The 19,243-nt window shown below is 64.0% G+C and carries 19 protein-coding genes; 10 read left to right on the top strand and 9 right to left on the bottom strand.

From position 1 onward, the window contains the following. Nucleotides 1-28 precede the first annotated feature (28 nt). Nucleotides 29-487 (bottom strand): Lrp/AsnC family transcriptional regulator, encoded by a 459-nt coding sequence (locus AC1DX0_RS08460; RefSeq protein WP_027044481.1) that lies wholly within the window; start codon nucleotides 485-487, stop codon nucleotides 29-31. Nucleotides 488-658: 171 nt separating this feature from the next. On the opposite strand from AC1DX0_RS08460, the gene AC1DX0_RS08455 reads away from it, so the two are divergent. Together AC1DX0_RS08455 and AC1DX0_RS08450 are read left to right on the top strand one after the other, a co-directional pair. Continuing rightward, entirely contained in the window at nucleotides 659-1,393 is a 735-nt protein-coding gene (locus tag AC1DX0_RS08455) for an AzlC family ABC transporter permease (protein ID WP_477223428.1), read from the top strand. Beyond that, the gene (locus AC1DX0_RS08450) at nucleotides 1,390-1,689 is read left to right on the top strand and encodes an AzlD family protein (RefSeq protein ID WP_477223427.1); all 300 of its coding nucleotides are present in this window, start codon (nucleotides 1,390-1,392) and stop codon (nucleotides 1,687-1,689) included. The genes AC1DX0_RS08455 and AC1DX0_RS08450 overlap by 4 nt, the downstream gene beginning before the upstream one ends. 33 nt (nucleotides 1,690-1,722) lie before the next feature. Here the strand turns inward: AC1DX0_RS08450 and AC1DX0_RS08445 are convergent, their stop codons facing one another. The 5 genes from AC1DX0_RS08445 to AC1DX0_RS08425 are packed head-to-tail and all read right to left on the bottom strand — an operon-like array spanning nucleotide 1,723 to nucleotide 6,787. Beyond that, nucleotides 1,723-2,781, bottom strand: coding sequence for an ABC transporter ATP-binding protein (locus tag AC1DX0_RS08445; protein ID WP_477223426.1), 1,059 nt, complete (start codon nucleotides 2,779-2,781; stop codon nucleotides 1,723-1,725). Between the two features lie 11 nt (nucleotides 2,782-2,792). Continuing rightward, nucleotides 2,793-3,725 carry a 3,5-dioxohexanoate:acetyl-CoA acetone transferase gene (kce, locus tag AC1DX0_RS08440; protein WP_477223425.1) on the bottom strand — a complete coding sequence of 311 codons (933 nt, stop codon included), beginning with the start codon at nucleotides 3,723-3,725 and terminating at the stop codon, nucleotides 2,793-2,795. A 29-nt stretch (nucleotides 3,726-3,754) separates the two neighbouring features. After that, a complete protein-coding gene (locus AC1DX0_RS08435) occupies nucleotides 3,755-4,603 on the bottom strand; it encodes a carbohydrate ABC transporter permease (RefSeq protein ID WP_128337865.1) in 849 nt (282 codons plus the stop codon). Further along, nucleotides 4,600-5,535, bottom strand: coding sequence for a carbohydrate ABC transporter permease (locus AC1DX0_RS08430; RefSeq protein ID WP_477223424.1), 936 nt, complete (start codon nucleotides 5,533-5,535; stop codon nucleotides 4,600-4,602). Before AC1DX0_RS08430 ends, AC1DX0_RS08435 begins: the two co-directional genes overlap by 4 nt. Nucleotide 5,536: 1 nt before the next feature. After that, complete coding sequence (locus tag AC1DX0_RS08425) at nucleotides 5,537-6,787, bottom strand: extracellular solute-binding protein (protein ID WP_477223423.1); 1,251 nt, start codon at nucleotides 6,785-6,787, stop codon at nucleotides 5,537-5,539. A gap of 151 nt (nucleotides 6,788-6,938) precedes the next feature. Here AC1DX0_RS08425 and AC1DX0_RS08420 point away from each other — a divergent pair, with 151 nt between their 5' ends. The 3 genes from AC1DX0_RS08420 (at nucleotide 6,939) to AC1DX0_RS08410 (ending at nucleotide 10,236) form a co-directional block, all read left to right on the top strand. Continuing rightward, nucleotides 6,939-7,862, top strand: a complete 924-nt coding sequence (locus AC1DX0_RS08420) for a BadF/BadG/BcrA/BcrD ATPase family protein (protein ID WP_477223422.1) — start codon at nucleotides 6,939-6,941, stop codon at nucleotides 7,860-7,862. Further along, on the top strand, nucleotides 7,863-8,885 hold the full coding sequence (locus AC1DX0_RS08415; RefSeq protein ID WP_477223421.1) for an SIS domain-containing protein: 1,023 nt from the start codon (nucleotides 7,863-7,865) through the stop codon (nucleotides 8,883-8,885). Between the two features lie 142 nt (nucleotides 8,886-9,027). Then, nucleotides 9,028-10,236 (top strand): ROK family transcriptional regulator, encoded by a 1,209-nt coding sequence (locus AC1DX0_RS08410; RefSeq protein WP_477223420.1) that lies wholly within the window; start codon nucleotides 9,028-9,030, stop codon nucleotides 10,234-10,236. Between the two features lie 54 nt (nucleotides 10,237-10,290). On the opposite strand, the gene AC1DX0_RS08405 is transcribed toward AC1DX0_RS08410, so the two are convergent. Further along, nucleotides 10,291-10,923 carry an FMN-dependent NADH-azoreductase gene (locus tag AC1DX0_RS08405; RefSeq protein ID WP_477223419.1) on the bottom strand — a complete coding sequence of 211 codons (633 nt, stop codon included), beginning with the start codon at nucleotides 10,921-10,923 and terminating at the stop codon, nucleotides 10,291-10,293. Nucleotides 10,924-11,033: 110 nt separating this feature from the next. On the opposite strand from AC1DX0_RS08405, the gene AC1DX0_RS08400 reads away from it, so the two are divergent. Continuing rightward, nucleotides 11,034-11,993, top strand: a complete 960-nt coding sequence (locus AC1DX0_RS08400) for a LysR family transcriptional regulator (protein WP_477223418.1) — start codon at nucleotides 11,034-11,036, stop codon at nucleotides 11,991-11,993. On the opposite strand, the gene AC1DX0_RS08395 is transcribed toward AC1DX0_RS08400, so the two are convergent. After that, nucleotides 11,926-12,552, bottom strand: a complete 627-nt coding sequence (locus tag AC1DX0_RS08395; RefSeq protein ID WP_477355004.1) for a TetR/AcrR family transcriptional regulator — start codon at nucleotides 12,550-12,552, stop codon at nucleotides 11,926-11,928. The genes AC1DX0_RS08400 and AC1DX0_RS08395 overlap by 68 nt on opposite strands. Before the next feature lie 66 nt (nucleotides 12,553-12,618). Between AC1DX0_RS08395 and AC1DX0_RS08390 the strand changes: the two genes are divergently transcribed. Beyond that, complete coding sequence (locus tag AC1DX0_RS08390; protein ID WP_477223416.1) at nucleotides 12,619-13,044, top strand: VOC family protein; 426 nt, start codon at nucleotides 12,619-12,621, stop codon at nucleotides 13,042-13,044. A gap of 1,176 nt (nucleotides 13,045-14,220) precedes the next feature. Continuing rightward, on the top strand, nucleotides 14,221-16,350 hold the full coding sequence (locus AC1DX0_RS08385) for a P-loop NTPase fold protein (RefSeq protein ID WP_477223415.1): 2,130 nt from the start codon (nucleotides 14,221-14,223) through the stop codon (nucleotides 16,348-16,350). 6 nt (nucleotides 16,351-16,356) lie between these two features. Here the strand turns inward: AC1DX0_RS08385 and AC1DX0_RS08380 are convergent, their stop codons facing one another. After that, the gene (locus AC1DX0_RS08380) at nucleotides 16,357-17,307 is read right to left on the bottom strand and encodes a S1C family serine protease (protein ID WP_477223414.1); all 951 of its coding nucleotides are present in this window, start codon (nucleotides 17,305-17,307) and stop codon (nucleotides 16,357-16,359) included. Nucleotides 17,308-17,475: 168 nt separating this feature from the next. Between AC1DX0_RS08380 and AC1DX0_RS08375 the strand changes: the two genes are divergently transcribed. Continuing rightward, nucleotides 17,476-18,348, top strand: coding sequence for a S1C family serine protease (locus tag AC1DX0_RS08375; protein ID WP_477223413.1), 873 nt, complete (start codon nucleotides 17,476-17,478; stop codon nucleotides 18,346-18,348). 8 nt (nucleotides 18,349-18,356) lie between these two features. Further along, complete coding sequence (locus AC1DX0_RS08370) at nucleotides 18,357-19,058, top strand: response regulator transcription factor (RefSeq protein WP_477223412.1); 702 nt, start codon at nucleotides 18,357-18,359, stop codon at nucleotides 19,056-19,058. The last annotated feature ends 185 nt before the right edge of the window (nucleotides 19,059-19,243 follow it).

Below are 19,243 nucleotides of genomic sequence, written 5' to 3'. Positions count from 1 at the left end.
GTCTGGAATGGACCGTTTCGCCGTCACCTCAGATCGGCAATTCCGACGTGTATTTGATCGTCCAGCTGGGGACGTCGGTCTTGACGTTCTGGACACCCTTGATGCGGCTGAGATGCTCCGACTGGAAACGGCGATAGTCGTTGATGTCGGCCGCCACCACGCGCACCATGGCGTCGCAGTCGCCCAGCATCAGATAGCATTCCATCACTTGCGGCAGCTTGGCCACTTCGGTGGCGAAGTGCTCTATCGTGTCCTCGTCCTGCGTCTTCAGCCAGATCCGGGTGAAGAAGGTGAGACCCTTGCCGATGCTGGCCGGGTTGAGCACCGCGACATAGCGGTCGATGACGCCGGCCTCCTCCAAGAGCTTCACGCGCCGCAGGCAAGGCGAGGGCGACAGGCCGACCTCATTGGCCAGATCGTTGTTGGCCATGCGGCCGTCGCGCTGCAGCGCCCGCAGGATGCGCCTGTCGATGTCGTCAAGCTTCATGGCCGTAAATTCCATTATTTATTAGAATCGTGGTGTAGGATGCCAATTTTTGACAGATTGAGCGCATCTTCGCAACCAAATAGCGGATAGGCTTAGGTATGTTTGCCGCCGGTATCACGAGAGTTTCAAACGCAGGGAAGCGGCGGCCGCGAGGTCGGCCGACGGCAGAGCATGAGCATTTCAGAGACAGTCGAAGCAGCGGGCGATGGCTCGGGATCGGAGTTCCGCCGCGGTGTGGCGTCCTGCGCGCCGGTGCTGCTCGGCACCATCCCCTATGCGCTGGTGCTCGGCGCGCAGGCCACGCAGAAAGGGCTGAGCACGGTCGAACTGTCTGTGATGACGGGGCTGAACTTCGCCGGCGGCTCGGAATTCGCGGCGATCCAGTTGTGGACGTCGCCGCCGCACATCCTGCTCATCGTCGCCATCACTTTCCTGGTCAACAGCCGCCATCTCTTGATGGGCGCGGCGCTGGCGCCGTTCCTGCGTGAGCTGCCGCGGCGCAAAGCGTTTCCGGCGCTGTTCTTCCTCTGCGACGAAAGCTGGGCGCTGGGCCTGGCCGATGCCAAGCAGCGCGCCGCTGCAGGCATCACGCCAGCCTTCAGCCCGCGCTACTATATGGGTGCGGCGCTAGCAATGTATCTGACCTGGGTGGGCTTCACCACGCTCGGCGCGTTGCTCGGCCCGATGCTCGGCGATGTCCAGCACTACGGTTTCGACATGGCGTTTCCGGCCGTCTTCCTGGTGCTGATGCGCGGCATGTGGAAAAGCGTGGCGGCGGCGCGGCCCTGGCTGGTCAGCCTGGTCGTTGCCGCCCTTGTCTATCTCTTCGTTCCCGGCGCCTGGTATGTCGCGGCGGGTGCGGTGTCGGGGTTGCTTGCTGCCTGGCTGATGGCAGGTGATGCATGATCGACATGACAACCCTTCTCACCATCGTGCTGATGGCCGGCGTCACCTACCTCACCCGGATCGGCGGCTATGTCGTGCTGCGCAACCGCGTGCTCAGTGCGCGTGCGACCGCGGTGATGGAGGCCGCACCCGGCTGCGTGCTGATCTCGGTCATCGCGCCGGCCTTCGTGTCGCGTAATCCCGCTGATCTTCTGGCGCTGGCCATCACCTTCGTCGTCGCGACGCGGTTGTCCATGCTGCCGACCGTTTTGATCGGCGTCGGCGCGGCCGGCCTGCTCAGACATCTCCTCGGCTAGCTCCAACGCAAAGCCAGGACGCAACGCCTACGTTTACTGGACCGTGGACGTGATGCGCCGACCCTCGGCGTTGAACAGATGCAGCTGGGTCAGGTCCGGCGCCAGGAAAACCTGCTGGCCCGGCATCACGGAAATCCGTTCGCGCAGCAGCGCGCTCATCGTGTTGTTGCCGGCCTTGGCCAGGACAAGCGTTTCCGCGCCGGTCGGCTCGACCACTTCGACCACGGCCGGCACGCCGCTGTCGGAGAGCCTGAGATGTTCGGGCCGGATGCCCCAGGCGAGCGCGCTTTCGCCCTGTTCCAGCGCCGGCAGAGGAAACACCGTGCCGTCGCTGGCGGTAAAACCGTCCACCGTGGTGCGGCCTTGCAAAATGTTCATCGATGGCGAGCCGATGAACTGGGCGACGAACAGATTGGCCGGCCGGTCGTAGAGGTCGAGCGGGGCGCCGACCTGCTCGACGATGCCGCCATTCATGACGACGATCTTGTCGGCCATGGTCATGGCCTCAACCTGGTCGTGGGTGACATAGACGATGGTGGTTCCCAGGCGCTGGTGCAGCGCCTTGATCTCGGTGCGCATCTGCACGCGCAGCTTGGCGTCGAGGTTGGAGAGCGGTTCGTCGAAGAGGAAGACCTTGGGATCGCGCACGATGGCGCGGCCCATGGCGACACGCTGGCGCTGGCCGCCGGAGAGCTGGCGCGGATAGCGCTCCAGCAAGTCCTGCAGTCCGAGGATCGTCGCGGCGCGCATGATCTTGGCGTCGATCTCGCTTTTGTCGGTCTTCTTCAGCGTCAGCGCGAAAGCCATGTTCTCGCGCACCGTCATGTGCGGGTAGAGCGCATAGTTCTGGAACACCATGGCGATGTCGCGCGACTTTGGCGCGACGTCGTTGATGACCTTGCCTTCGAGCGCGATCTCGCCGGCGCTGATATCCTCCAGCCCGGCGATCATCCTCAGCAAAGTCGACTTGCCGCAGCCGGACGGGCCGACGAGGATGACGAATTCGCCTGACGCGATGTCGACCGACACGCCGTGGATGACCTTGGCCTTGCCGTAGGCTTTCTCGACGCCCGATATCGTGACCGCACTCATTGGTGTTTTCCTTAGAAAGAGACCTTGTCGCCGCCCTTGAGCTGCAAGATCTGCCGCGCCTCGTCAGGGGTGGCAACCGAGGCGCCGAGCCCCTCGATGATCTGGCGCACCTTGAGCACCTGCTCGGCGTTGGATTTCGCCAACTGGCCCTTGCCGATCCACAGCGAGTCCTCCAGTCCGACGCGCACATTGCCGCCGAGCGCAATCGCCTGGGTGGCGATCGGCAGCTGGCTGCGGCCGGCGCCCAGCACCGACCAGTGGTAGTCCTGTCCAAACAGCCGGTCGGCGGTGCGCTTCATATGCGCGACATCCTCCGGATGGGTGCCGATGCCGCCCAGTATGCCGAACACGCTCTGGACGAAGAACGGCGCCTTGACCAGGCCGCGCTCGACGAAGTGGGCGAGCGTGTAGAGGTGGCCGATGTCGTAGCACTCGATCTCGAAACGCGTGCCGTTCTCAGCGCAGGTGCGCAATATGTGCTCGATGTCGCCAAAAGTGTTGCGGAAGATGCGGTCGCGCGAGCCCTCGAGATAGGGACGTTCCCAGTCATGCTCGAAGGTCTTGAAGCGCTCCAGCATCGGATAGAGGCCGAAATTCATCGAGCCCATGTTGAGCGAGGCGACTTCCGGCGCGAAGGTCGCCGCCGGCTTGACCCGTTCTTCAACGCTCATCGTCGCCGCACCGCCGGTGGTGATGTTGATGACGCAGTCGGAGCGCTGCTTGATCACCTTCAGGAAGGGCGCAAAGGCCTCGGTCGATTGATCCGGCCGGCCGTCGGCGGGGTTGCGCGCATGCAGATGGACGATGGCAGCGCCTGCCTCGGCCGCGCCGATCGCGGCGTCGGCGATCTCTTGTGCGCTCACCGGCAGATGCGGCGACATTGACGGCGTGTGGATCGAGCCGGTAATCGCGCAGGTGATGATGATCTTGTTCTGGTTCGCCACTTGAAGATCCTCGTCTTTTTGACCGCGGCTTATTTCACTGCGCCTTGGGTGATGCCGGAGATGAACTGCTTCGACAGCACGATGTAGAGCAGCGTGATCGGCAGCGCCGCCAGTGTCAGTCCGGTGAACAGCACGCCCCAGTCGGTGGTAAACTCGCCGACGAAGACGGTGAGGCCCTGCGGCAGCGTCTTGAGCTCGTCCGAGGTGATCAGCACCAACGGAAAGAAGAAATCATTCCAGATCGGCACCGCGTTCTGGATCGCAACGATGACCAGCGCCGGGCGCGCCAGCGGCAGCATGATCGAGCGCATAATGCGAAATTCGCTGGCGCCGTCCATGCGCGCCGACTCTTCCAGTTCGCGCGGCAAGGTCCGGAGGAAGCCGGTCATGATGAACACCGCCGACGGGATGCCCATGGCGACATAGACCAGCACCAGGCCGGCATAGCTGTCGACCAGTCCCAGCGAATCCAGCTGGATGAACAGCGGAATGATTGCCAGTTTCAGCGGCACGGTCATGCCGCTCAGGAAAAACATCAGCACCAGCGCGCTCAGCCTGAACTGGTAGCGGGCAATCGCATAGGCGGCCATGGTGCTGAACAGAAGGATCAGGGCGACCGCGGCCATGGTGATGCCGACGGAATTGGCGAGGTAGCGTACGAAATTGGTTTCGCTCCATACCCGCTCGGCATTGGCCAGCGAGAAGTGCGCCGGCAGCGCGAAGGGCGAGCTGAAGATCTCGGCATTGGTCTTGAAGGACGACATCACCATGACGAACAGCGGATAGATCATGATGACGGCGTTGATCGCCAGCATCAGCTGGATGGCGCCGTTCTTCAGCAACTCGGCGGGCTGCCCGGTGCGGGCTGTCGCGCTCACAGCTCGATCTCGCGACGGCGCAGGTAGCGAAGCGCGATTGCCGTGACGCCGGCAACGATGATGAACATCATCACGGCCAGCGCGCTGCCCTGGCCGAAATCCTGGATGCCTGTCGTCGTCGAACCGAAGGCGGTGCGGTAGAAATAGAGGCCGAGCACGTCGGTGGCGCCGCCGGGCGAGCCGGTAAGGCCGGCCATGACATAGGGGATTTCGAACCAGTTGAAGCTGCCGATGAAGGTCAGGATGGTGACGATGGTGACGCTCGGCGCAATCAGCGGCCAGATAATCCTGGTCATCAGCACATAGTCGCCGGCGCCGTCGAGACGGGCGGCTTCGATCACTTCCTTGCTGACGCGCTGCATGCCGGCCAGCAGCACCAGGGTCGGGAAGCCGAGCCAGTGCCAGACATTGGCGAACAGGACGCTGCCGAGTGCGGTGTGTTCATTGCCGAGCCACGGTATGGCGCCGATGCCGACCAGCGCCAGCGTCTGGTTCACCAGGCCGAACAGCGGATGCAGGAACAGTTTCCACAGGAAGCCGACGATGACCGCCGACAGCACGACAGGAAGAAAGACGATGACCTGGTGGATGCGGTGGCCGGGCAGGGCTTTCAGCAGGGCGTAGGCGAGCAGGAAGGCGGTGCCGTTCTCGAACACCATCAGCGCCACGAAGGCGATGATGTTGTGCTTCAGCGCATTGTAAGTCCAGTCGCTATAAGGCTGTTCAAACAGCACCTTGCGGAAGTTTTCAAAGCCGATGAATCCGGTCGGCTGCAAGCCGTTGAACTCATAGAAGGCAAGGCGGAAGGCCGAGAGCAGCGGCCAGAGCACGAACAGCACCATGACCACCAGGGCCGGTGTCAGCAGGGACGCGATCCAGAGTGACCGGCGCCACGGAAAGGCTTTTGTGGTGTGGCGCCGGCCGATGTTCATGTCACTTGCCCTGGAAAGGCTTGTACCATTTGGCGAGGCCGTCGGTCAGGTCGGCGGCCAGCTGGTCCGGAGTGATCGAACCCGACATCATCTTGGTGATGTCGCCCTGCAGCAGCTCCGATCCCGTCGGCTTCTCGAAACGGAAGTAGACGACATTGATATGCGGCATGGCGGTTTCGTTCAACTTGGCGACATGGGCGAGAAGCTCGTCCTTGATGACGACGCCCTTGATCGGCGAGATGTTGCCGAGCAGAGCGGAGAACTTGTCGCCGAACTCCTTGGTGCCCATCCAGTTGACCAGCTTCAGCGCGGCCTCCTTGTTGGCCGACTTGGCGTTGACGGCATAGCCGCCGTCGAAGAACTTCGTCACCTGCGGTGTGTCGCCGGCCTTGGCCATTGGCGGGGCGACAAAGTCCATGTTGATGGCCGGGTTCTGGGTCCGGTAGCTGGCGATATCGAAGCTGCCGCCGGCCAGCATCGCCGCCTTGCCGCTGATGAACAGCTGGCCGGCGGTGTCGTAGTCGATGCCTTCGAAGCCGGGCGGCATGTAGTCGCGCAGTTCGAGCAGCTTGCCGAGCGCCGCGACATAGCGCGGGTCCTTGAAGGTGGTCTTGCCCGACGTCAGGTCGCTGACAAAGTCCTGGCCGAGGAAGGGGTTGGTGAATATGGCCACGAACATCTCGTTGAACCAGCTGGTGCCCATGCCGTTGGCCAAGGGATAAATGCCCTTGTCCTTCAGCGCCTTGCTGACGGTTATGAACTCATCCCATGTGGTCGGCGGCGTCAGCCCGGCCTTGGCGAAGACGTCCTTGTTGATGAACAGGCCGAGCGTCTGCGAAGCGAAGGGCAGGGAATAGACCTTCTTGTCGGCGCGGTAGGTGCCGGCCACCAGCGCATCGGCGGGCTGGTTGGCGAGCGAAGGCACTGTGGTCAGATCCTGCGGCTCGAAATAGCCTGCCTTGACGAACTGCTCGAGCCAGCCATAGGCGTGGGTGTGGATGACGTCGCCACCCTTGCCGGCGGCCAGCGCCGTCGAGACGATGGTCGGGTAGTTCTCGTCCGGGAACGACTCGAACTTCACATGGATGTCCGGGTTGGCCTTGGTGAAATCGGCGAAAAGTTCGTTGTAGGCGGCCTTGTCTTCCTGGCGCCAGGTCCAGAACGAGATGTCGGTGGCATGCGCCACGCTGGCTGCCAATCCCCATGCGAAAGACGCGGCCGCGAGGGCCAGCCCAATCCTTCTCCTGCTCATGTTGCAATCTCCCAATCGCGCTTGATGCGCTTTTTACGACGATTATCAAATCATAGTTCTTGCCGTCTGGGAAGATAGTTTGTAAAGTTTCCTAACTAATGTGGATTTGGACGAGGCAGCCCGCTTCGTCCGGCGTGCGCGGTGGATGTCGGTGACCCAGAAAATCATTGCAGGCGTGGATATAGGCGGCACCAAGACGCGCATCATGGCGTGCCAGGGCGGGCACACGATCGCCGACGAGGTGCTGGTGACGGAGAGCTGGCGCATTCGCCAGATGGAGACCGATGCCACGACACTGGCCGGCATCGTCGCTGGGCTGTGCGGCGGCGCAGCACCTGTCGCGCTGGCAGTCGGCGCGCATGGCTGCGATACGGGTGAACAATGCCTTCGCTTCCAGGCGCTGCTCTCCGGCAGGACCGGTAGTGCGGTGCAGGTGGTCAACGATGCCGAATTGATGGTGCCCGCCGCTGGCTATGACGACGGTATCGGTGTCGTCTCCGGCACCGGCTCCATCGCGGTGGCGCGCATGGCCGATGGCAAGATGCTGGCCGCAGGCGGCTGGGGCTGGATCCTTGGCGACGAGGGCAGCGCGCCGGCGTTGGTGCGCGAGGCGGCGAAGGCGATTCGCCATAGCCTCGACCGGGGCCAGGATGGCGACCCGCTGATCGCCGCCCTGATGCGCGAACTCGATACCGACGACCAGACCAAGCTCGGCATCCTGCTCAACGAGACACGCGGTGCGGCGGTCTGGGGCCGCTATGCCAATGCCGTGTTCGACGCGGCGATCGCCGGCTCGGCTCTGGCCATTCGTGTCATCAGGGAAGGTGGCGCAGGGTTGGCCGCATTGGTCGAACTCCTGATCGAACGCGGCGCCAATCCCGCCCTTGTCGTGGCCGGCGGCGGTGTCATCTCGGAGCAGCCGATGCTGATGACGGCATTTGTCGAGGCCATGGCAAAAATATCGCCGTCGAGCCAGGTGCTGCTGCTGCGCGAGCCGCCGGTGCTGGGTGCCGTCGCCTTGGCCAGACGGCTGCTGGTCGGTCAAGGGCTGTCCTCGCAAACTGGAGTCGTTTGAATGATGAAGCGTATCGGCTACCGCCCGGCGGTGGCGCGCCAGACCGAAAGTCTTGAAATCGGCCGGCGCTCGGTGGCTGCGTCGCTGGACGGCCTCGATCTCAGCGCCTTTGCCGGCAAGACGATCGGGCTTGCCGGCATCGGCGCCAGCTACCAGGCCGCCCTGGCCGGCGCGCTTTATCTGCGCGCCTCCGGTATCAAGGCTTTTGCCTATACGCCGACCGATCTCTATGGCCGTACGGACTCGGCCGCCGATGCGTTCATCGCACTGTCGGCTTCGGGGCAGAGCCGCGAAATCTCCGACGTCATGCGCGAGGCGTCGCGCGCGCCACGCCTCGCGGTCTGCCGTGGCAGCGACAATCCGCTGGCTGATCTGACTGGTGCGGTGCTTGCCACGGATTCGGGCGCCGACAATGGCGCCAGTTCGACCGGCTATACCGGGACCTTGCTGGCACTCGGCATGCTGATCGACAGGCTTGCCGGCAACAGCTTCGACTGGACGCGTTTGCCGACCGCGGTCGCCACAGTGCTCTCCGGTGCGCAACAGGGTGCCGACCAGGCGGCGCGGTTGCTGCAGGGCAGAACATCCATCGACATCGTCGGCGCCGGTCTCGGTTTCGCCAATGCCGGCGAGGCGGCGATGCTGATCCGCGAGGCCGTTCGGGTGCCGGCATCGGGCTGGGACACGCTCAACTATCTGCACGGACCGATGGAATCGCAGGATGCGGCAACCGGATTGATCGCCATCGGCGATGGCCGCGAGGTCAAGATCGCGCAGGATGTTGCGGCGCTGGGCTGTCCCTCGGTGCTGGTGACGCGGCGCAGCGATGTCGCTCCAGCCGACAGGCTGGTGGCGATCTCGGTTCCGGCGCTCGGCAACGCCATCGCCGATGCCATACTGGAGATCATCGCCATCCAGCTCATTGTAGGCGACATGCAGGACGCGGCAGGCCTTACCGACATCGTGTTCCGCTACCGCCAGACCGACATCAAGCTGAAGCCGTGGTCGCCGACCGAAGTCTGACGTCCTTGTCCGGGCATCGAGGAAATTGCCAAACCGGTCAGCAATGGGGCATTGAGGACGGGATGTGGCTTTCGAGTCGGGGCAGCGCTTGCGCTTCCACCGACCGGAAACAGGATTTCAGGGCAAAGGTCGAACGGCTGAGATGGCGGCTGCGGAAATCCCCAATCTGACCGACAGCGCCCGCGCCGTGCTGCGCGTGCTCGCCGCGCACGGGCCGGTGACGCGGCCGAAGCTCGGGGCCATGCTCGACCTGTCGAAGCCGACCATGTCGGCGGCGGTGTCGGAGCTGAGCGCCTTGGGCCTCGTTACCTCGCGCGGGCTGGAGCGTGGCGCCATTGGCCGCACGGCGACGATCTACGGCATCGGTCCGGGTGCGGGCTACGCGATCGGCATCGATGTCGGCGCCGCTCAGGTGCGCGCCGTCGCCTATTCGATGGATGCTGAGAAGCTGGCGTCGATGGAAGAGCCGATACCGGATGCGATAGCCGGCGATGCCGACGAGGTCGGCGCCGTCGTGCTGTCGGTGGCGCGTGCCACCATGGCCAGGGTGGCCAAGAGTTTTCGCGCGCTGCGCGCCATTGCTGTGGCCGTGCCGCGCATCGTCTCCAACGATCGTTTCGACCGGCCAGGTGGGCCGTCCGCCGTGCTTGGCCTGCTGCGCCGTAGCGTCGAGGTGCCGATCATTCTGGAAAACAACGTCAACTGCGCGGCCATCGGCGAGATGCATTTTGGCGCCGCGCAAGGCCACCAGACCTTCGCCTTCCTGCAAGTCGGCGTGCGGGTCGGCCTCGGCTTCATCACCGAGGGGCGCCTGTTTCGCGGCGCCGGTGGTGCGGCCGGCGAAATCGGCCGTATGCCGTTCCCGTGGTCGGCCAGCGAGACGCCCTATCGTGAAGGGCTCGAACATTATCTCGGCTCGCGGGCGCTGGTCGAGCGCTGCCGTGTCGACTGGCCCGCCGGGGAAGGCGCGCCGCCCGACTCGGCCAAGGATCTGTTCGCGCGCGCGCTCGAGGGCTCGCCACCGGCGGTAGCGGCCGTCGCGCGCCATGCCGCCGATATCGGCAGGTTGGCGGCCGGCTGCATCGGCATGCTCGACCCCGGCCTGATCGTGCTTGGCGGCGGTGTCGGCAGAAACCCGCTGATGACGGAAAAGGTCGAGCACGTCGCGGCGGAACTTGCGTGGCCGACACGGATCGCCGTCAGCTCGCTGGAAGACGGCGGCACGGCGCTCGGCGCCATGAAGCTGGCCGTCGACTACAGTCTTGGGCTGATGCTGCGCGAAGGCCGCCATCCGGCTGTCGTGTTGCCGCCGCTGTCGGAGACGCAGCAGGACGAGGCAAGGGACGCTTGATAAGAAAAAGGCAGGCGCGGGCGCCTGCCTTTGAAGTTCAGATAATCGTCAGCCCTACGCGGCAGCGGCGACTTGCTGGCTGGCCACCACGGCGTCGACCTTGGCAGTCGCCTTGGCGAGTGCCGCGGTCACCGCGTCAGGGCCCATGCCGACGCCTTCGATGCGGATGACGTCGACGTCGGTCATGCCGAGGAAGCCGAGCACGCCGCGCAGATAGGGAATGGCGTGATCGAACTGCACGGCCGCACCCTCGGAATAGATGCCGCCCGAAGCCAGCACGATATAGACCTTCTTGCCGGTGACGAGGCCCTTGGGGCCGCCTTCGCCATAGGCAAAGCTCCTGCCGGAGCGGGCGATGTGGTCGACCCACGACTTCAGCGTCGAGGAGATGTTGAAGTTGATGAAGCCGGTAGCGAGGATCACCGTGTCGGCGGCGAACAGTTCGTCGAGCACGACGTCGGACACGCCGACGACTTCAGCCTGGCGCGGGGTGCGGGCTTCAGCCGGCGTGTAGATGCCGGTCGAATAGTCGGCATCGATATGCGGCAGCGGGTTGGCGACGAGGTCGCGCACGACAAGCGTGTTCGACGGATCGGCGGCGACGAGCTTTTCGGCGAATTCGGTGGCGATGCGGGTTGAGTGCGAGGCAGCGCCGCGCGGGCTCGACGTTACAAGAAGAATGGACATAGCGGGTCTCTCCAGTGGGAATTGAATTGTCCCGCCTCATATGGGCCTATCGACCCATTCGAAAAACTGGTATATTTTATATACGATCCATCTACAATGTGGATAAGGTAATGCAGCCCAACCCGACACTCGACCAACTTCAGATCTTTGTGACGGTTGCCGAAACAGGCAGCTTTTCGGCCGCCGGCCGCAAGCTCAACCGGGCGCAATCCGTCATCAGCTACGGCATCGCCAATCTCGAGGCGCAGCTTGGGCTGAAGCTGTTCGAACGCGAGGGCACGCGCGAGCCGCAGCTGACCGAGATCGGCCGAGCGATGCTGGAGGATGCGCGACGCATGATCGGCGTGCTGCAGCGCATCCGCTCGCGCGTCGACGGCCACCATCAGGGGCTCGAGGCCGAGGTCGCGCTGTCGGTCGACTCAGCACTGCCTTCGCCGGTGCTGGTGCAGGTGCTGAAGGCGTTCGAGGCGCAGTTCCCAACCGTGATGCTGCGCCTGCATATCGGCACGCTCGGCCTGATCCCCGATCATGTCGTCAGCGGCCAGGCCGATCTCGGCATTGGCGGCCTGCTTGGCGAGGTCAACGACATTCACCTCGTGCGCATCGGCTTCATGTCGATCGTTCTGGCTGCCGCGCCCACCCACCCGCTGGCGCTGCTGCCAAAACCGGTGGCGATCGAGGATGCGCGCGAACACACCCAGCTTGTCGTCACCGACCAGTCCGAACGCACCAAGGGACGCGACTTCGGTGTCTTTGCCTACCGCACCTGGCGGCTGACGGATGTGCGCACCAAGCATATTCTGATGCGCGAGGGGCTGGGCTGGGGCGGTCTGCCGCGCTGGCTGATATCAGACGATCTGGCCACAGGTCGCCTGGTGGAACTGGACCTCGAACCCTTTAGCGAGGTGCGCTCGCCGATGTTTGCCATGTATCGCAACGACAGCACCCCGAAGCCGGCGGCGGCCTGGCTGATCGAACGGTTCAAGCGCGGGCTTGGCTGCTTCAACGAGTTCGAGCCGGGCGAGGTGCCTGAAGAGGAGCCGGAGACAGTCCGTCAATCAGCGCCATGAGAACGGCGCGGTAATCCTCGGCTGACGCACCGGCCTCGATGGCGAGTGCGGCGCGGTCGAAGACCGATGCAAGCAGCGCGGTCAGCGCTTCCGCCGGCAATCTCGTCATCCTGTTGGCCCGCATCGCCGCGACCAGTCCCTCGCGCAGCGAGCGGTTGCCGTGGCTATTGTCGATCGCATCCATGGCGGCGCGGCCAAGCACGGCCGGACCATCAAGCAGCAACAGCCGCGTGCGGCCGGGCGCGCGCATGGCGGCGAGATAGGCGTCGGAGCCGGCGATGAGCGCCTCGCGGGCTTCGAGCGAGGGTGGCGAAGCGCGGTCGATCTCTTGCGCCACCGCTTGCGCCTCCTGCTCGACCACGGCGGCAAACAGCGCCTGCTTGTCGGCGAAGTGGTGATAGAGCGCGCCGCGCGTTACGCCGGCCGCGGCGACGATCTCCGGCGTGCCGGTCTCGGCATAGGATTTTTCCGTGAACAGCTTTCGCGCCGCCGCGATCAGGTCGGCGCGGGTCGCCTCGGTGCGGTCGCGGTTGGAACGGCGCGCGGATTCCTGTTGCATACATGCAGCCTGTATGTTAATTCGATTTACATACAGACTGTATGTTATGTCCAGGGAGAAAGAAAGATGAAGATATCAAGCTATTACCCGGTGCTGATGACCGGCGACGTCGCCGGCACTGCGGCCTTCTATATCAAGCATTTCGACTTCCAGCCGTTGTTTGAAAGCGACTGGTACGTGCACCTGCAGTCGGTCGACAACAAACGCGTCAACCTCGGCATCGTCCAGGGTGACCACGAGACAATCCCGGAGGAGGGGCGGGGGCGCACCTCAGGTCTGCTGATCAATTTCGAGGTCAGGGATCCCGATGCGGTCTATGAGCGGATTCTTGCCGCCGGCCTGCCGGTCCTGCGGACGCTGCGCGACGAACCCTTCGGCCAGCGCCATTTCATCACCAGGGATCCCAATGGCGTGCTGATCGACGTCATCAAGCCGATCCCGCCCAGCGAGGAATTTTTGGCGCAGTATGCGGCGGGGGCGACGGGCGCTTGAGTGGTGGTCTGAAGTATCGAATGGTTAGAAAGTTCCGTCCGACTGAAGCCATATGACGGCGACGCCAATAGAACCGCGACAATATCTTCAACGTACTGTTGCCCGGCAGAGGCCTGCATATTCTCTGCTTGCGCAGGGTCGAGACAGCGGCCATCCTGAACCGAGGCTGGAGGGGGGCTGAGGGTGGCGGACCGGATCAGCATTGGCAGTCGAGAAGAGCTTGAGAACTGGCTGGTGGACAAGCCACCGGAATGGGCGCAGGCGATAGCGGCGCGGCTTGCGCTAAGAGTGCTGCCGCTGGCCAATGCCGATGCGCCGATTTCCCGTGAACGCTTGCTTCTGATTGTTTTTCGGGCTGCGTTTATATCCTGGTTCGCCCGCAGGTACCCGACACAAGATATGCGGTCAGCCACTTCGGATGCCGCTTACGCTGGCACCGCTGTGGCCGAGTCCTTGGTCGTTGGCAGCAACATTCGAACTGGTGCTCCGGCCGCGGTCGTTCAAGCCGCTGTCACGGCTGCCGACTTCAGCGATAGAGGAACGAAAAGCTCGGCGGCGATCACTGCCGAGCTCGCGGCAAATGCCGGTAGCGTCGTTGCGAGCAGCGTCGGCGCGGCTCAGATACGGGAAAGTGTTGCTTCCGATGTGTCCTTCCTGTCTGAATCTGAAAGCTCAGGCGCCGCGGAAGCTGCTCGTAGGCTGATCAACGAGCCGCTGTGGTTGATCGATGTGCGCGGCGATTCAAGATTTCAGGCCAATTTTCCGCATTGGGTCCGCGCGCCGTTCGACGACATGGTCAAGGATCCTGATCTGTCTGCGGCAGGCTTCAAACTTTGGATAGAATGGTATCGCGCGATTTTACCGAATAGCCGACGTTCGCGACCAATATCTTACTTCAGCGAGACACTTGATCTGCGCATTGCCCGTCAACCCGACAAGTGGTGGAACCGGGAGCCGGCGAAGGTGAATGCGGATATCGCAGCCTGGCTTGCCAGCCCGGTTTCCGAAAATCCCAAGGAGCAACGCGGCGGCTTGGAAGGCATGTCGCCGGCCGAAGTCATGGAAATGATTACGCGATCCCGCCCGGTGTCGACTTCGCGGCCCGGAACGGTTCGCAAACGTCAAAGCAAAGGACAGATTTCATCCGCCGGTGGCGGGACCATCCGCGGTGCCCGTGTGAAGGACAGGAAGGATCCGGTTGCCGATCCCGATCCAACGCCGGAATCGGAAGCCACACCGACCACGTCAACTCCGCCGCCGGAGCCACCGCCGCCACCTCCACCTCCACCGCCATCACCGCCACCAGAGACCTCCGCGGTCGAGACCAGTTTCCTCGATGACTCCACCGATCCTGATGTCGATTTTCTCAGCCGCTCGGATCTAGCCTTCGTGCTGGCGGGACGGCTCAATCAAGTCTGGGATCAGCTCAACAAGGAAAAGCCTCGGGATAGTTACGGCGGCAACAGTGCGCGCTGGACGGGCCTCTGGCCTAAGCGGCCAGCCAGGGAACCGCCACCCGGCTTTGTCGTGCACATCGACGCGCCATGGGGTGGCGGCAAGACCAGCTTTGCCAATTTCCTGATCCGCCTGCTCAATCCCTACAGGGTGGCCGGCCCAGCGCCGGCCTGGATGCTGGGCCTGCCGCTCGGCGACCCAAATTTCTGGCCGGAGTCCTACCGGCGACCCTGGCACATCGTCACCTTCAACGCATGGCAGCACCAGCATGTGCTGCCGCCATGGTGGGTGTTTTATCAGGCGATCCGCAAACAGACGACCGACGCCATTTATGCCGAGGACTTGCTGGTCGAACCAGCGCCCGCGACCGACGCGTCGGGCAACCCGCTGCCTAATGCGCCGCTGGTGCCGCAACCGCCAGCTGCCGGGCAAGGCTACCTTTCGCCGTTGCTGCGCGCTGCTGACTGGTCATGGTGCTGGTTGCGCGAAATGGTCTGGCGCGTATGGACGCCCGACATCCGCAACAAGGTGGCGGTTACCGTGTTGGGTATTTTTGCGGTCGTCCTCTTCTTTCGTTTTGGCCTGCTCAAACTCGATGACAAGGGGGTCAATGCGAACACCACCAGCCTCGGTCCTTTTGTTTCCGTGGTCATCGCCGCGCTTGTGGGAGGGGCACCGCTGATATGGACCGTGCTGTCGGCACTGAGTTCAACCTTGCTGTCCGGCACACCCGACGCGGCAAAGAACTATGCTTTGGGTTCAGGCGATCCGCTCGACCGGTTCCGAGCGCATTTCGCGAAAATGATGGCATCGCTCAAACGACCGGTTCTGGTGGTCGTCGACGATCTCGACCGTTGCGAGCCGACATTCGTCGTCGAGTTGATCCGCGGCATGCAGACCATCCTCAAAAGTCCGCGCCTGGTGTTCATCCTGCTTGGCGATCGCGACTGGATCGAGGAGTGTTTCACCAAGGTCAACGAGGCGATGAAAGGGATACACGTCGGGCCGGAACATGAATTCGGCGCCCGCTTCGCCGAAAAGGCGATCCAGTTCTCCTTCGTGCTGCCGGACATTTCGGATGCTGCCCGCCGCACCTATGTGCGGGATCTGCTGGGGGTGAAGCAGGCGTTATCGGATCGAAGCGGACTACCGCTCGATGTCGTCTTCGAGGCGGATGCCTCGATGCGCGGCGAGTTCGAGTTCAAGGTGGACAGCGTGCTGCAGCAGAACGAGGCCCTTGGTCGCGAAAGTGCCGCGCAGACTGTCCGTGAAGAGATCATCGCAAGTCCGGTAAGCCCCGCCGTCACCGACGCCTTGCTGACCGATTTCGACCGCAGGCTGTCCTTGCGTGCCGCCACCGACAAAACGGCCGAAGCGGCGACGCGGCATCGGCTGGAGGCGCTGTCCAGCGTGCTGCCGGCCAACCCGCGCCAGATCAAGCGCATCATCAACGCCATCACGCTGTTGCAAGAGGTCGCCCGCATCGAGCAGAGCGTGCAACCCGGCTCGACGGAATGGAAGATCCTGGCCTTGTGGATCATCCTGATGATCGAATGGCCGAAAAGCTGGTTCACGCTGAGCAGCTTTCCCGGCCTCGCCAATCGTTTGCTCGACCAGCCGGATGAGACGGTCCCGCATCTGCCTGTCGAAAACCCCGATGCATTCCTGGCGGCTCTGAGAGCAAAGGCCGAAGTTATGGCGATCCTCAGGTTTCAGGGCGATCAGGAATGGCAGGACTGTGCCATCACCACCGCGCGTATCCTGAAACTTCGGCAGATTCTGCCACCAGCGAGTGGTCAGTTGATCGATGTTGCCGCGCCGAAAAAACCGGCTCCGAGCGAAGAGTCCTGATTTCCGCTACCCAGCCCTTGCCACCGGCGTCACCGTCACCTGGCTGACGCCGGTGCGGCGCACCACCGTGCACAGCGTCTCGCGGCCGATGCGCTCGGCGTCGAGCATGCGCACGAGGTCGTCGACGCCGGTCACTGGGCGGCTGTCTATTGCCGCGATGATGTCGCCTTCCCTGAGACCGGCCTTGGCCGCCGGGCCTTCCTTCTCGACGCTGCGCAGCCGCACCGCGGTGCTGGTCGACACTTGCGACAGAAGGGCGGCGCGGCGCGGCAGATTGGTGGTATCGGCCGAGACGCCGATGAAGGCGCGGCGCACGCGGCCGAAACGGATGATTTCCGAAATGACGAAATTGGCGGTGTTTGAGGCAACCGCGAAGGCGATGCCTTGCGCGCCATGAATCATGGCGGTGTTGACGCCGATGACCTCGCCGGCCGACGACACCAGCGGGCCGCCGGAATTGCCGGGGTTGAGCGCGGCATCGGTCTGGATGACGTCATCGATCAGCCGGCCGGTCGAGGCGCGCATCGAGCGGCCGAGCGCCGAGACGACGCCTGAGGTGACCGTCCATTCGAAGCCCAGCGGATTGCCGATGGCAATGGCGATCTGGCCGCGCCGCAGCCGCTTGGAATCGCCAAGCGGCGCAACATCGGCGAAGCTGCCGTCGGCGCGCACCAGCGCGATGTCGGTGTCGGGATCGCGGCCGAGCACGCGGCCCTCGCCGGAGGCGCCGTCCGGCATCGAGACGCGCACCGTCCTGGCGTCGCCGACGACATGGAAATTGGTGACGACCAACCCGTCCGGCGCAATGACGAAGCCGGAACCATGGCCGCCCTGGCCGCCAATGCGCTCGATGCGGCAGACGGCCGGGCCGATGCGGTCGACGGCATCGGCCACCGTCGTCGAATAGGCGTCGAGCAACGTCTCATCAGGTTGGAACTTTTGGGCGGCAAGGGCCATGGTCGGGCTCCGTGTTTTCAGGCTTGATCGTGACTATATGTGCGGAGCGGCCGGAACCGCCGCGACCTGACCAGATGGCCAGTCAAACCAGCAACTAGCCGTCAGGCGAGTACCTCCGGGCACGCTGCCGAGCGATATCTGGGGCATGAGAAAACCCAGGAGATATTCATGAGCGACTTCAATCTGAATGCATTTTCGCAGGCGATCGCCGATCTCGCTGCCAAGGCGGCGCCGGCAACGGCAAGCTTCACTACTCATCATCACCGCACGGCAAGCGCCTTCCACTGGGGCGACGGCTATTTCGTCACCGCCGAGGAGGCTGTCGAGGCCGGCGAGGAGATCGAGCTGACGCTGGCCTCGGGCGAGACGGCGAAGGCCGAGCTGGTCGGTCGCGATCCTTCGACGGGCGTTGCCTTGCTGAAGCCCGCCGATGCGACCGCCATACCTGTCCTTGCCAAGGCTGATGCCGTTCGACCAGGCAATATTGCCATTGCCATCGGCAGCAGCCAGGGCTCAGCGCTGGCGGTGTCGGGTTCGGTCGGCGAAGTCGGCCCGGCCTGGCGCTCGATGCGCGGCGGCACGATCGACCGGCGCATCAATTTGGCTGTCGGCGCCGGCGGCCGTTTCGAGGGTGGTCCGGTGCTCGACGCCAAGGGCGCGCTGATCGGTATGCTGTTGTTCGGGCCGCGTGGCCGGGCGCTGGTCATGCCCTATGAGACGATCGAACGTGCGGTGGCGACGCTGCGCGAGAAGGGCCATGTTGCGCGCGGCTATCTCGGCGCTGGCCTGCATCCGGTGCGTGACCGCGATGCGCATGGCGCGATGGTGATGAGCCTCGACGACAACGGCCCGGCCAAGGCTGCCGGCCTGTCGCTGGGCGATATCATCGTGGCGTGGAACGGCGAGGCGGTGCATGGTCCGCGCGATCTGATCCGCCGGCTCGGGCCTGACAGCGCCGGTGTTTCGGTGACGCTTGGCATGGTGCGCGGCGGCGAACAGCGCGATGTTGCGCTGACCATCGGCGAGAAGCCGCTGAGCTGAGAGGATCGATGGAAAGCGACACGCTGACAAGGCCCGATATGGCTGGGCCGGAAGTGGCAAGCAGCGAACGCCAGCTCGTGGTGCTCATCGCACTGCGCGATGCCGCGCGCGCCGAGCGCTTGTCCGCTTCGCTTGCAATGGCGGAAGACCTGCTGCCGGTCGTGGCTGGCGGCGGGGTCGCCGATGTCGCGGTCATCGATGATGCTGTTGCCAACAGCGCGGCCTGGATCGATCGGGTGAGGGCTGGCCATACTCCGCCCCCACAAGTTCTGCTCTCCGTGCGCGCTATCCGGCCAGAGGGCCAGGTGTTTGCCGTGCTGCCGTTGGCTGCGAATGCGACTCTGATCGCTGCTGCCGTCAGACTGGCAGCGGCCGGCTACCGGGTGTCCGGCGACGGGCGTTCGACGCCGGATCGCCATGACGATTTCGATCGCGATGATGCGGCCAATGGGGCTGGAGGCCACAGTGGGCTGTTCGGCGAGGAACCGCTCGACGATGGCTCCGTCACACGGCCCACGCTGTCACCGCGCGAGGCAGAAGTGCTGGCGCTGCTGGCCGAAGGCGCGCCCAACAAGGTGATCGCCCGGCGGCTGAACATTTCCGTGCACACAGCGAAGTTCCACGTCGCCGCGATCCTGATCAAGCTGGGAGCCGCCAACCGCACGGACGCCATTGCGATTGCGATGCGGCAGGGGCTGGTGCTGGTTTAGGAAAGCTTGGGTTCCTCGCCCCCGCAGAGCGGGGAGAGGTGGCCGCGTAGCGGACGGAGAGGGGGCAGCGCCAGCGAGCGAAATTGGCTGCCTTCAGAGCACATTGAAAAAGTAACGCAGGGTCGCGTGTAACCCCCTCTCCGTCTCGGCTTCGCCGAGCCACCTCTCCCCCACATCCGTGGGGG

This window comes from Mesorhizobium sp. P3_A9, assembly GCF_056402975.1.
The sequence above is the reverse complement of the archived record's forward strand: the minus strand, read 5'-3'. Positions and strand labels throughout refer to the sequence as shown.

What these genes read in the sequence shown, in the direction of transcription:
- AC1DX0_RS08460 (WP_027044481.1), bottom strand. Translation starts at nt 487, where the DNA reads ATGAAGCTTGACGACATCGACAGGCGCATCCTGCGGGCGCTGCAGCGC.
- AC1DX0_RS08455 (WP_477223428.1), top strand. Translation starts at nt 659, where the DNA reads ATGAGCATTTCAGAGACAGTCGAAGCAGCGGGCGATGGCTCGGGATCG.
- AC1DX0_RS08450 (WP_477223427.1), top strand. Translation starts at nt 1,390, where the DNA reads ATGATCGACATGACAACCCTTCTCACCATCGTGCTGATGGCCGGCGTC.
- AC1DX0_RS08445 (WP_477223426.1), bottom strand. Translation starts at nt 2,781, where the DNA reads ATGAGTGCGGTCACGATATCGGGCGTCGAGAAAGCCTACGGCAAGGCC.
- AC1DX0_RS08430 (WP_477223424.1), bottom strand. Translation starts at nt 5,535, where the DNA reads ATGAACATCGGCCGGCGCCACACCACAAAAGCCTTTCCGTGGCGCCGG.
- AC1DX0_RS08425 (WP_477223423.1), bottom strand. Translation starts at nt 6,787, where the DNA reads ATGAGCAGGAGAAGGATTGGGCTGGCCCTCGCGGCCGCGTCTTTCGCA.
- AC1DX0_RS08415 (WP_477223421.1), top strand. Translation starts at nt 7,863, where the DNA reads ATGATGAAGCGTATCGGCTACCGCCCGGCGGTGGCGCGCCAGACCGAA.
- AC1DX0_RS08410 (WP_477223420.1), top strand. Translation starts at nt 9,028, where the DNA reads ATGGCGGCTGCGGAAATCCCCAATCTGACCGACAGCGCCCGCGCCGTG.
- AC1DX0_RS08405 (WP_477223419.1), bottom strand. Translation starts at nt 10,923, where the DNA reads ATGTCCATTCTTCTTGTAACGTCGAGCCCGCGCGGCGCTGCCTCGCAC.
- AC1DX0_RS08400 (WP_477223418.1), top strand. Translation starts at nt 11,034, where the DNA reads ATGCAGCCCAACCCGACACTCGACCAACTTCAGATCTTTGTGACGGTT.
- AC1DX0_RS08395 (WP_477355004.1), bottom strand. Translation starts at nt 12,552, where the DNA reads ATGCAACAGGAATCCGCGCGCCGTTCCAACCGCGACCGCACCGAGGCG.
- AC1DX0_RS08390 (WP_477223416.1), top strand. Translation starts at nt 12,619, where the DNA reads ATGAAGATATCAAGCTATTACCCGGTGCTGATGACCGGCGACGTCGCC.
- AC1DX0_RS08380 (WP_477223414.1), bottom strand. Translation starts at nt 17,307, where the DNA reads ATGGCCCTTGCCGCCCAAAAGTTCCAACCTGATGAGACGTTGCTCGAC.
- AC1DX0_RS08375 (WP_477223413.1), top strand. Translation starts at nt 17,476, where the DNA reads ATGAGCGACTTCAATCTGAATGCATTTTCGCAGGCGATCGCCGATCTC.
- AC1DX0_RS08370 (WP_477223412.1), top strand. Translation starts at nt 18,357, where the DNA reads ATGGAAAGCGACACGCTGACAAGGCCCGATATGGCTGGGCCGGAAGTG.